Origin of the sequence: Gluconobacter cerevisiae, from assembly GCF_015244675.1 — a bacterium.
Classification (GTDB): domain Bacteria; phylum Pseudomonadota; class Alphaproteobacteria; order Acetobacterales; family Acetobacteraceae; genus Gluconobacter; species Gluconobacter cerevisiae.
In genome coordinates this window covers 1-10221 of sequence record NZ_JABCQO010000025.1, presented here as the reverse complement: position 1 = coordinate 10221, position 10221 = coordinate 1, and the positions used below count along the sequence as shown (strand labels likewise).

The following is a 10221-nucleotide window of genomic DNA, read 5'->3' as shown; positions in this document are numbered from 1 at the left end:
TCTGGCGCTCAGACAACAAAAATACCTCACTCACAGGCCTACCCTCCATCGGTAAGCCTGTGAATCACAACCTCTCGCTCAGTTCAATAAATTAATAGGTCCTGAGCCTAGCACATCGAACGCGATACTGTTTCCAGTTCTCCGACCACTCCGGCAACGAAATCCGAAAAGGCGCGCGCCTTGGCGTTCGTGAGTCTGCCAGAAGGATAGACAACCCATAGATCGACAGGTGGCAGGGACCAGTCCGCCAGACATCGTACCACCGTTCCACGCTCCAGTTCGGACTGGAACATCAAGTCTGCGGCGATGGTCAGGCCCAGATCGGCAAGCACAGCGGCGCGGATTCCTTCAGCGGCGCTCAGGTTCAAGCGCGGACTCAGGACTGCGCTCATTTCTCTTTCCTGTTGGCGGAATTTGTATCTGACACCATTGTCCCGCGCATAGGTGACAGCCTGATGCAAGGTGAGGTCTTCAGGAGTTTCAAGGGGCAGGGAGGTGCCCAGATAGCGGGGCGTTGCGATGACAGATCGCTTTCCGCTCCCGAGGCGTTTAGCGATCATCGTACTGTCGTTCAGAGGCCCGACACGAATGGCAACATCAATTCCTTCCGCCATCAGGTCCACACGCCGGTCATCGAGTTCGATATCCATCTGCAGTCGCGGATGTTTCTTCAGAAATTCTCCAAGACGAGGCACGATCTGAATCCGGCCGAAGGTTGTGGGAATCGCTACCCGGAGCCGACCTTGCAGACTGAAAGTACTGTCGCGCGCAGCGGCATCGGCCTCCTCTGCATCGGATACGATCCGGGCTACGCGTTCGAAATATCGCTGTCCGGCATCCGTTGGTGTCAGACCATGCGCAGAGCGGAGCAGAAGCTGCACGCCCAACTGACGCTCAAGCTGGGCAACGGCCTTCGAGACCGCCGGCTGCCCAAGATGCATCAGCCGCGCCGCCGCAGAAAAAGAGCCACTTTCAACGACCCGTACGAAGACGGTCATGGCTTGAAAACGATCCATTTTATTATTCCATTATGGAATTCTCTCTATACTGAAATGACGGCTGCCAATCCAATACGGAAATCTTCATCCTCTGAGGCACGCCACGGATGGCGCGTTTCACACAGGATTGTTTCCCATGGCCGATCTTCTCTTTTCCCCGAAATTCGTAGGCGCCATGCGGCTCGAGCACCGCATCGTCATGGCGCCCCTGACCAGAATGCGCTCCAGCATCGGCAATTTGCCCAACGACCTGATGCTCGAATACTACACCCAGCGCGCCACGCCGGGCGGTCTGCTCGTTTCTGAAGCCTCTCCGGTTGCACTGACGGGATATGGTTTTGAACGCGCCGCTGGAATTTACGATGACGCACAGATCTCCGGCTGGAGACGCATCACGGATGCAGTCCACGCCAAAGGGGGCCGCATGTTCCTGCAACTTTGGCATGTCGGGCGACAGTCCACGCGTATTCTTCAGCCCGGTGGCGCAGCCCCTCTTGCTCCATCCGCCATCAGGGCAGACGGCACGGCATGGACGCTCAATGGCACAGTCCCCTATGACACGCCCCGTGCTCTGGAACTTGATGAAATTCCGCCATTGATCGACGCCTACCGTCAAGCCGCGGCACGAGCCCTTCAGGCAGGATTTGACGGTGTGGAAATCCACGGTGCCAACGGCTATCTGCCCGACCAGTTTTTGCAGGACGGTACAAACAAGCGCACCGACGCTTATGGCGGCCCGATCGAAAATCGCGCCCGCTTTCTTCGGGAAATCACTCAGGCAGCTATTGACGTATGGGGCGCTGATCGCGTCGGCGTGCGCCTCACACCAAGTGGATCTTATGGATCAATGTCCGACAGTAACAGGCACGCCACATTCAGCTATGTCGCCGCAATGCTGGAGACTATGGAGGTTGCCTATCTGCACATTGTTCAACCACGGATCGGTATGGATGCAGAACCCGACCCGGTCGATGTGTCTGTCCTGCGTCCGCTCTTCTCCCGGACCATCATCGCCGCAGGTGGTTTCACGGGTGAAAGCGCCGAAAGACTCTTGGAATCCGGGGATGCAGACCTGATTGCATTCGGACGCGCCTTTATCGCCAATCCGGATCTGGTCCTGCGGTTACGGAATCACTGGCCATTGAACCGATATGACCGCTCTACCTTCTATGGCGGTGATTTTCACGGCTATACGGACTATCCGACATTCAGCACTGAAGAGAATGAACAGCCAGCGCTCCCATCTCAGCCGACAATCGAATAAGGCCTTACTTCATGGATGAACCCTCCCTTCAGAATCCCTCATACCGCGCTTCCGGAGCGAGTCACGGTCCGGAAGCATCTCTATCCGGGTTTCTGACGCTGGGAATGGCTGTTGCAGCCGGAGTTGCGGTCGCTAACATCTATTACAATCAGCCCATGCTGGGCATCATGCGGAATAACCTGCCAGACCCGCTCACAGGCCTCATCCCGACCGTTACCCAGCTTGGTTATGCTGCAGGGCTCTTCCTTCTTGTTCCAATAGGGGATCTTCTGGAACGCAGGCGGCTGATCGTGTGTCAGTTCATACTGTTGGCTCTCGCACTCGCAGGAGCGGCATTGGCGCCTAGCGCGGCCGTGCTGCTCATCGCCTCTCTTATCGTAGGGGCTATGGCGACTGTGGCACAGCAGATTGTCCCGTTTGCCGCGCATTTGTCTTCTCCTGAACGTCGTGGTCATACGATTGGTATCGTAATGGCAGGGCTTTTGAGCGGCATTCTGCTGAGCCGCACTTTGGCAGGAGTGGTCGCTACATATGCTGGCTGGCGCGACATGTTCTGGCTGGCCGTACCGATTGCTCTTGGTGCAGGAGTGCTAATGGCCTGGCTTCTGCCGAGGAGCAGGCCTTCCGATACTCGCCTGCATTATGGGCAGTTGCTGGTATCCCTCGGCAGTCTGTGGAAGGAATTCCCCGAACTGCGTCTCGCTGCTCTCACACAGGGCTTTCTGTTTGCGGCATTCAGCGTATTCTGGACGACGCTTGCCCTTCGTTTACAAGAACCCCGCTTCGGTCTCGGCGCGGATGCCGCTGGGCTGTTCGGTATTGTCGGAGCAGTCGGAATTCTCGCGGCTCCTCTCTCGGGGCGGATCGCGGATCGGCACGGTCCACACCGGATCATCATTCTGGGTGCGGCATTGACGCTTGTGTCATGGGTTATCTTCGGGTTGTGGACCTCGCTGGCTGGATTAATCGCTGGCGTTATCGTACTGGATTTTGCGATCCAGAGTTCTCTCATCTCCAACCAGCATGTTGTTTATGCGCTACGTCCGCAGGCGCGGGCTCGGCTGAACACGATCTTCATGGGGACGATGTTTCTAGGAGGCTCAGGTGGTTCGGCGATGGCGATGTGGGCATGGTTGCCATGTGGCTGGACAGGTATCGTCATCCTTGGGGGAGTGTTGGCGCTATCAGCCACGTTACTTCAGCTCCAAAACCAGATCAGGACACGAAGTCGATAGTCTGGAAGTCCCTGCAAACCTACATGCCGATGATGTCTGGCCTGACGTCATCCAAGAGTGTTGAGGAATAAGGTGCAGCAACACAGGGCTGTTGGAGAAATATGAGAGGGTTATTTTGAGTTCGCGCAAAATAACCATTTAAAAGAAGGAAAAGGCGGAAAAAGAAGCAAAAAGTGTATTTTCTGAGATATTTTTGCAAAATTTGATCGAATAAGGGAACTTTAAAGCACATTTTACATAAACATCTGTGCCGCAATCTCAAGGTTTGCATGGCAACGGGTACAGAAATTCATTCTATATTTTATGGAGATTTAATAATGAAAAAAACCGTTTTAGCCTCATTGTTTTGTGTGGCTGCGTTGTCAGCCTGTGAATCTCCTCAGCAAATGGTCAGCCAAAAAGACGACCATCTGGCAGCAGCAGGGTTTCAATTGAAGCCTGCATCCACACCCCAACAAATTGCCATGTTGAAAAAACTCCCGTCGCATCACTTTATCCGTCGGGTACACGGAAACACAGTAACCTATGTCTATGCTGACCCAACAGTCTGCGGTTGCCTCTACGTTGGAAATCAGGCTGCTTACGGTCGCTATTTAGCGTATCAGCAGCAGCAGAGCCTCGCCAACGAACAACAAATGACGGCTGAAGATTATCAGGATGCCCAATGGAATTGGGGAGACTGGGGTCCTTGGGGAGGTGATTTCGGTCCAGATTATGGTTTTGGTCCAGGTTGGGGTTGGTAAGGTTTAGTAAAATATTTTCCAAAAATAAGCTCTCAGAAAACAGGGAGCTTATTTTAATTTATTTTCTGAAATTAAAATAAATATCTGAATTCTGATATTTGGCTCTAGGTTGATCAGAATAAAACGATTTTTCAAAGACTTCGCGATGCGTACCTTTTAAAAGGACGTTTCGTGGAATTACGAAGCTGCAATACCTCATGCTATCGCGTTGACAGCGCTCGACACTCATAACAGTTTTGGGGGCAGCGTCTTTTGGATGTGAAAAACAGCTGGAACGGTATGTAAAAACTTTCCCTCCCACAGATGTTCGAAAGATTTTACTAATCTCGGGCAAAAATGTAATCTGTCAGAATTATATTTTTAGCAGCAACAGTAACAAGGCCTCCGTCGTGCAAAAAGAAAAATCTGCAATAGTAATATTTGTTAAAGATGAAGCTCACGACATTATGGCATGGTTATCATGGCACATATCTTTAGGATTCAAAAAAATATTTGTGTATGATGATCATTCAACTGACGGAACTTACGAAATAGCAAAGTCTTGTGAAGATATTTATAATGTTGAAGTTTTTAGAACCTCTATGAAAGAGGGAAATTTTTATTATAGACAGAGAGACAGTTATTTCGATGCTATCCAGCGAGCTTCCGGCCATTATGAATGGATCGCTATGCTCGATGGAGATGAATATATCAGCATCGAGGGATCCAATAATATCAATGATTTTTTAGAGAAATTTACCGAAAATGATACGGCAATTGCGTTAAGTTGGTGTATATATGGAAGCTCAAGTCGGGTATTAAAAGATAAAGTTCCGACCTATCAAGCGTTTAATTATAGGTCAACTGCCGATCTTGACGACAATACACTTGTTAAAAGCTTTGTGAGGCCCGAAGCCGTTAACTTTTCATATGAAAATCCTCACAAATATAATCTACATTATGGAAATTATGCAGACTCTTTAGGGCGTCCGGTGCAATGGCGGTCCGGCGCAACAAAAGATATCGTGTGGGAAGGTGCACGTGTTAACCACTATATCTGCAGGTCCATGGAACATTATATTGGACGCATTAAAAGACGGCTAGGATCTGATTTATCAAATAGCACGGTTTACTGGTCACATTTTGATCGTAATGATGTTTATGATCCTCAGGACCAGATGCAAATTAACTTGGCTAATGATGTATATAAAAATATTCAAAGGAATATATTCAAATTTTCCCTGAAAACATTCCTTATAAACGGAAATTATTCTGATGATTTACTAAATTCATCAATTAAACCAGAAAATATAGATATCTTTTATTTGAAAAGCTCTCACGGCTCCTATTTATCTATCAATAATATTGATGGTCATTTGGTGCAGGGAGAAGGGTATGAAAAAATAATGGTGGCTATTCTTCAGGATAGCAATAAAATATTAATTTTTAGAAGTCCGTTTGTGTATTCATCAAACATAAGATTTCATATCAATCTATCTGCTCAGACCAGTTATTGTTATGAATTTGATTTTGAATATTCTGGTGATCGCATATACATAAAATCACAAAAAACTGGAAAATATTTGACAGCTATTCCTGAAAATCAAGGTGGATCTGTAGAGTTTTCGAGAGAACATGCAGCAGGATGGGAGATGTTTTCTATAGCAGAGAAAGTTGGGGAATTTACATTTTTTGGGAAAAAAAATTATTCATCCTCTGATTTAATCTATTATATGCTTAATTCAGGTGGAAATTTTTCTTATGAAGAATTTATCCTTAAATTATCTACATTCAACACCTCAGATACGATCAATATGTGTAACCTTCTTGGTGTTCAGATAATGGCTATTATCTGAACACCAAGAAGATAAGATATAAGATAAATTAAATCAGCTATTTAGTGCTGCGGCTACAGCTTCAAGCGGTTTTAGTCCGAAGCGTGTGTCGGGTTCCAGAATATTACCTTCAGCCCATTCGTTCCAAGCTTTGAAGAAAATGAAATTATCACCACCGACTTTTCTGTTTCTCAATACTGCTTTGCGCACGTATTCACCTAATAATTCAGGAGAATACCCTTCAAAGACAATCCCACGGCGTTTGCAACGTGGCGTGTTGTCCCAACCTGTGGTTACGCAGGGAATATAGTCCGGTGATGCCGGAAGGTTTTTAAATGCCTGATCAACAACGTCTCGGAAGGGATGGTGGATCGGTGCATTCATGGCTTTTCTTAATGCGTCGGGAAGCCAATCTGCCTGACGCGCGCAGGCTAGGCGACGCATTACGCGGCTCAATAATCCTAGCGGGCGTTGGTCTATGTAATCTCCCGGTCCGCAAGGCATGACCTGATCACAACAGGTGATAAGTTTTTCAGGGTTACTATTGGCCATGCCAATGATGTGAAGGCCGGGGAAGCCGTGTTCAACAGCCAGGTTACGAAGCGCCTGAATATAAGACGGTGGATCGGGGAGTTCATGGACACCATAGATTGGAAAAACAGGCCGTCCATCAAACGTAATATAGCGCGGGTCCCGGAAGGCCTTTGAGAGAAAGGCGAAATGGGCCCGCATATCCTCCTCACCATTATATGTTTGTTCCATGAGAACATGACCTGGTGCTCCATGCCATACACCAGTCCAAGACTGGTTGGCCCAGCATAGACAGAAGGGGAAGTCAGGTTTTTGCGTTTCCAAAATTTTGTTGAATGGTTTCTCGAGAATGCGTTTGCCGTTGCCGAACCAATAATGCCAATAGCAAAAGCCTTCTATGCCGTGGCTCTGCGCCATGTGTGCCTGCGCGGCATAGACGTTTTCGTCCAGTAGATTGTAATAGCCTAACTCCCCTGGAACGATCGGTTGGACATGATTTTTGAAAAGTGGCTTTGCTTTTCGGACGTTTGTCCATTCGGTAAAACCTTCGCCCCACCACGCGTCGTTTTCTGGGATCTGATGAAACTGTGGCAAATAGAACGCGATATTTCTTACTTCAGTGTTCAATTTTTAATCTTTCCTAGAAGATATTATTAATGAATTTTAAAGGAAATCATTGAACTGGTCCACGATATTTATGGCTTTTCAAAGTGGTATATCTGGAGGGATTGAGGAAGCATTCAATAACTCTGAGGTGTGGTGATTTTAGGTTCAACGAACGGAATCGATGGTTCTTTGCGGTGATCTCTTTTCTGTATTGGGAGTGAAGCGAGAAGCGCTATACTCTGGCCTTCCAAGTAAATGATATTGGCAGCGCCCGATCTCCGTGTGCGTACAGAGAGTGCCCATAGTTAGGATGAACAGCCCTGTTTGTGGTTTCTGAGCGGCAGAAACATGCTCGGCTGGGGATCGGATGACAGATTTGCCGGTATTGGATTGCGGATATGAGATCCGACCGTCCTAGGCTCAGGACTCATAGCCAGAAGGTGACGCTTGCGGCGAGGCAGATGGCTGAGAAGAAGATATTTGGGCATCTGTCATAGCGGGTTGCGACCCTCCGCCAGTCCTTGAGCCTTCCGAACATGATTTCGATGCGGTTGCGACGTTTGTATTTTCTCTTGTCGTATTTGACTGGTTTTCCGCGGGATCTTCGCCCCGGAATGCAGGGTCTGATCCCTTTTTCCTCTAAGGCATCCCGAAACCAGTCAGCATCATAATAATCCCGGTCCGCCAGCATCCACTGTGCCATAGGAAGACTGTCCAACAAAGCAGCGGCACCGGTATAATCGCTGATCTGTCTCGCCGTCATGAAGAAGCTCAGCGGTCGTCCGTTCTGATCCGTGATCGCATGCAGCTTGGTATTCATACCGCCTTTGATGCGACCGATCAGGCGGCCTGGATCCCTTTTTTTAGCCGCAGGCTCGAAGCCGTGCGGTGCGCCTTGAGATACGTCGCATCAATCATGATGGTCCGGGGCTCGACACTTGCAGCAGATAAGCCATCCATCATCCGCATAAAAATACCCATGTCGCCCCAACGCTTCCAGCGGTTGTAGAGCGTCTGGTGTGGACCGTACTCCCGGGGCGCATCACGCCAGCGCATACCATTGCGGTTCACAAAAATAATCCCGCTCAACACGCGACGGTCATCAACACGCGGTCTACCGTGGCTCTTTGGGAAAAAGGGCCGCAGACGATCCATCTGTTCATCCGTCAGCCAAAACAGGTCGCTCATCTCCAGTCTCCTCAAGGAGCCTGAATCACATCCAGTCACTCATATCAATGGGTCCTGAGCCTAATCAACAATGCCTCTTCCTGCCACATCTACGAGGGGCAGTCCCGCATTTATCAATAGTTCTTTCTGAACAGGGCGCTTCCCAGACAAAGCGTCAGGTCTAGGTAAGGAAAATACAATACGGATCGAAGCTGTTACCGTCTTCTGGGAAAGATTGCCTCCGATGCATAATATTTTATCACTATCCAGCCATTTTTCCCAGAACGAACTGCCTATACAGGAAGATTCCTCCATTTCGCACAAGCGTAATTTTGAGGAGGCTATGTCAGATGAGGCAGTTTCCTCTGCAAAACGTAGCAATGCTAAAAAGCACGCATCTGAAGGAGGGGCGTGCAGGATCACATACGGCGCCAATCAGAGTGAAAAAGTCTTCACGGTACCGAAGCCGGTAGAGTTTAAATCTGGTCAATCCAAACTGGAACAGATCGGCAAAGAATGTACTAGTCGTGAAAGCCGTTCATTTGATGCTTTAAGAGCGGAACAGACATTAAGGCATCTTGCAACTGCAACACAGAAATCACTCGATGTGAGAAATATAAAAGGCTATCAAGAAGTACAGGCAGGATATAAAGACGGAGATATCCTGATTTCTACAAATACTAATCAAGGCAATAAAGCTCTAAAAAATATATTTTCCGATACGGACAAAAAATCTCAGATCCATACGACAGTGAGCAAATTTTCCGAGAATATTGCTAAAGAGTTTCCATCTTCAGCAGAACTTGCCGATCAGTCCGTTAGAAAGGATCGTCACATCAAAAAATTTGCAGATCCTATACGTATCGAAGCCTCCGGTATTGGACACATGCAGATCATTCCAACAGACTCGGTTTCCACTGCCAGAGATGGCCTACATGCAGAGAGACGTATTCTGGAGGCTGGCGGTACCGATCCCGTTGGTATCAAAAGGCCCTGCGCGAATTGTTATCCACACGTTCATCCGGATGCGCCTGATCCTGTTGGAACGGGGCCCGGTCCCGGCCCGCAATGGCTTTCGAAGAGTGCCCAAATGGGGGATACACCCGCAAGTATGGGAACGACACGCATCACATTGGCACGGAATAACAAAATGACAGTGGATTACGGATCGGATTCTGATAGTGACGCATGACGAGTCTCGCCAGATGTTGTCGCAAAGATTCTGCAGGCGGAGGCTAGCCAGTCTGCGAGGTCTCTAAGCCGTTTTGGGATGTGACAGTACTGGTCTTGTAAACGGAAACGCAAGTTCGCGAAGACTCCTTCTGGCAAGGGAGCGAAGTATACCGAGATCAAGCCACTAAAGCGCGAACTAGTGCGTGTTAAAGGAAAATCCACACACCGTGCTAAATGTGTAATTTCCTGTAGATAATGCAAAATGTCTCGGGTGAGAGCATAATATACGGTTCAATTTGCTTTTAAAGAGGTATTTTATTCGGCTCGATGGAGCCAAAATATCACTCAACGGGCATTCGGAGCAGCTTTCCTCACCCGGAGCGCCGTCTTCCCGGCCATCGCATGTCAGAGATGGTTAGTGCTGTTTATTAGCATTTGTTGTGTTCGGGTTTTATCTCAACCGTTATTCGAACAAGCAGGCACTGAGACCCTCGTTTTAGGCTGAAGGTTTGAAATCATGCGTTAGTTTTTACCATACGCGTGAAACCTAGAGTTTTTTAGAACGCTCTAGGTGCGGATTGACGTGCCCCCCTTTTTGTATCCACTCAAAAGGAGAGTTCTCGTTTTTTATGGCTTTGGGTTGATTGGATGACAAGTGTCTCGGAGGCATGCCCCCGAGACACTTGTCTG

Annotated in this window: 8 protein-coding genes; 5 read left to right on the top strand and 3 right to left on the bottom strand. The window is 48.6% G+C overall.

Annotated features, from left to right (window positions below):
- Positions 1–107: 107 nt before the first annotated feature.
- The gene (locus HKD21_RS14025) at positions 108–1016 is read right to left on the bottom strand and encodes a LysR family transcriptional regulator (protein ID WP_194256226.1); all 909 of its coding nucleotides are present in this window, start codon (positions 1014–1016) and stop codon (positions 108–110) included.
- A gap of 118 nt (positions 1017–1134) precedes the next feature.
- On the opposite strand from HKD21_RS14025, the gene HKD21_RS14020 reads away from it, so the two are divergent.
- The 4 genes from HKD21_RS14020 (at position 1135) to HKD21_RS14005 (ending at position 6075) form a co-directional block, all read left to right on the top strand.
- Positions 1135–2262 carry an alkene reductase gene (locus HKD21_RS14020; RefSeq protein WP_194256225.1) on the top strand — a complete coding sequence of 376 codons (1128 nt, stop codon included), beginning with the start codon at positions 1135–1137 and terminating at the stop codon, positions 2260–2262.
- Positions 2263–2273: 11 nt separating this feature from the next.
- Entirely contained in the window at positions 2274–3497 is a 1224-nt protein-coding gene (locus HKD21_RS14015) for an MFS transporter (RefSeq protein WP_228121522.1), read from the top strand.
- Between the two features lie 317 nt (positions 3498–3814).
- Positions 3815–4240, top strand: a complete 426-nt coding sequence (locus HKD21_RS14010; protein WP_194256224.1) for a hypothetical protein — start codon at positions 3815–3817, stop codon at positions 4238–4240.
- Positions 4241–4629: 389 nt separating this feature from the next.
- Positions 4630–6075 carry a glycosyltransferase family 2 protein gene (locus HKD21_RS14005; RefSeq protein WP_194256223.1) on the top strand — a complete coding sequence of 482 codons (1446 nt, stop codon included), beginning with the start codon at positions 4630–4632 and terminating at the stop codon, positions 6073–6075.
- Between the two features lie 33 nt (positions 6076–6108).
- Here the strand turns inward: HKD21_RS14005 and HKD21_RS14000 are convergent, their stop codons facing one another.
- Both HKD21_RS14000 and HKD21_RS13995 read right to left on the bottom strand, forming a co-directional pair.
- Complete coding sequence (locus tag HKD21_RS14000) at positions 6109–7212, bottom strand: glycosyltransferase WbsX family protein (protein WP_194256222.1); 1104 nt, start codon at positions 7210–7212, stop codon at positions 6109–6111.
- Between the two features lie 406 nt (positions 7213–7618).
- Positions 7619–8379 (bottom strand): IS5 family transposase gene (locus HKD21_RS13995; RefSeq protein WP_194256221.1). Its coding sequence is split into 2 segments (ribosomal slippage): positions 7619–8046 and positions 8046–8379, totalling 762 coding nucleotides; the frame shifts between segments, so codons are not numbered across the junction.
- A 223-nt stretch (positions 8380–8602) separates the two neighbouring features.
- Here HKD21_RS13995 and HKD21_RS13990 point away from each other — a divergent pair.
- Positions 8603–9550, top strand: a complete 948-nt coding sequence (locus tag HKD21_RS13990) for a hypothetical protein (RefSeq protein WP_194256220.1) — start codon at positions 8603–8605, stop codon at positions 9548–9550.
- Positions 9551–10221 lie beyond the last annotated feature (671 nt).